Here is a 1,805-nt window from a genome sequence, read left to right as displayed (position 1 = left end):
GCGGACGACGCGGTCGGGGTCGCGGACGAGCAGGCGCGGGTCGTCCGCGCGGATCGTGCCCGCCCCCACGAGGATCGCGTCCGCCGCGGCGCGCAGTTTGTCCACTTCGTCGAGGTCCTCGGGGCCGGACAGCACAAGCCGCTCCGCCGACGCGTCGTCCAGGCAGCCGTCGACAGAGACGGCGCAGCTCAGCAGCGTGTAAGGGCGGCCCGTCACGAACAGACTCTATCGGCGCAGCGTCCGCGGACACGGTGATTTACTGTGCTAATGGCAGGTCATGCGATATCGCCCGCGACACCCGTGTGGGGCGCGGCCAGGGACACGTTCGAGTCGGTCAGCCCGGCGACAGGCGAGGTGCTCGCCACCTTCCCCGTAGACGGTGAGCGCGAGGTCGCGGCCGCCGTCCGGCGCGCCAGCGAAGCCGCCGCGTGGTGGGCCGGGCTCGGCTTTGACGACCGCAAGCTGCGGCTGCTCGCCTGGAAGTCGCACCTCACCAGGTACATGGGGCGGCTGGCCCGGCAGGTGCATGACGAGACCGGCAAGCCCCTCGACGACGCCACGCTCGAGATCATCAACACGATCCTGCACCTGGACTGGGCGGCGCGGCACGCGCGCTCCGTGCTGAAACCGCACCGGGTGCCGAGCGGGCTGCTGATGTACAACCACTCCGCCATGCTCGAGTACCAGCCACTCGGCGTCATCGGGGTCATCGGGCCGTGGAACTACCCGGTGTTCACCCCGATGGGGTCGATCGGGTACGCGCTGGCGGCCGGCAACGCGGTGGTGTTCAAGCCGAGCGAGCTGACGACGGGCACCGGCCAGTGGCTCGTCCAGTCGTTCGGCGAGGTGCTCAGCGAGGTGTTCGGCGACACGCAGCCGGTGCTGCAGCTGGTGACCGGGCTCGGCACCACCGGCGCGGAGCTCGCGAGATCCGGGGTGGACAAGATCGCGTTCACCGGGTCGGCGGCGACCGCCCGCAAGGTGCTCGCCGCGGCCGCCGACACGCTCACCCCGGTGCTCGCCGAATGCGGCGGCAAGGACGCCCTGCTCGTCGACGCCGACGCGGACCTTGACGCGGCGGCCGACGCCGTGGCGTGGGGCGCCATGTCCAACGCCGGGCAGACCTGCGTGGGCGTCGAGCGGGTCTACGTCGCCGAGGCCGTCTATCACCCGTTCATGGAGAAGCTAAGCGAACAGCTCAGTAAGCTGCGCCCCGGCGAGGACGACGGGGCGTCCTACGGGCCCATGACGCTGCCCGGGCAGGTCGACGTCGTGGAGCGGCACGTGGCCGACGCGGTGGCGCGGGGCGGGCGCGCGGCGGCCGGAGGGCTGGATTCCGTGCGCGCCCCTTACGTCGATCCCGTGGTCCTCGTGGACGTGCCCGCCGACAGCGCGGCGATGCGCGAGGAGACGTTCGGGCCGGTCGTCACCGTCACCCCGGTGCCGTCGCTGGCCGACGCCGTGCGGCTGGCCAACGCGTCGCCGTACGCGCTCGGCTCGGCGGTGTTCACCAAGCGGCGGCGGGCGGGCCTGCAGGCGGCGCGGGCGTTGCGGGCCGGGATGACGTCGGTCAACTCGGTGGTGTCGTTCGCGGTGGTGCCCGCGCTGCCGTTCGGCGGGTCCCGCGAGTCGGGATTCGGCCGGATCCACGGCCCGGACGGGCTGCGCGAGTTCTCCAGGGCCAAGTCCATTACCAGGCAGCGGATGCGGCCGGTGATCCGCACGACGACGTTCCGCCGCGACTCGCGGGACATGGACCGCCTGGTGCGGCTGGTCACGGTGCTGCACGGGCGGCTGTACCAGCC

At 72.4% G+C, this 1,805-nt stretch carries 2 protein-coding genes; one reads left to right on the top strand and one right to left on the bottom strand.

Annotation, left to right across the window (positions count from 1 at the left end; translation table 11 throughout):
- Nucleotides 1–216, bottom strand: a 216-nt coding sequence (locus WA805_RS09865) for a RibD family protein (protein WP_425242189.1), incomplete at its 3' end; no start/stop codon positions are given.
- Between the two features lie 51 nt (nucleotides 217–267).
- Between WA805_RS09865 and WA805_RS09860 the strand changes: the two genes are divergently transcribed.
- On the top strand, nucleotides 268–1,805 hold a 1,538-nt coding region (locus WA805_RS09860), incomplete at its 3' end, for an aldehyde dehydrogenase family protein (protein ID WP_425242188.1).

Source organism: Trebonia sp. (assembly GCF_049794275.1).
Taxonomy (GTDB): domain Bacteria; phylum Actinomycetota; class Actinomycetes; order Streptosporangiales; family Streptosporangiaceae; genus Trebonia.
This window is presented reverse-complemented; position numbering and strand designations above follow the sequence as displayed.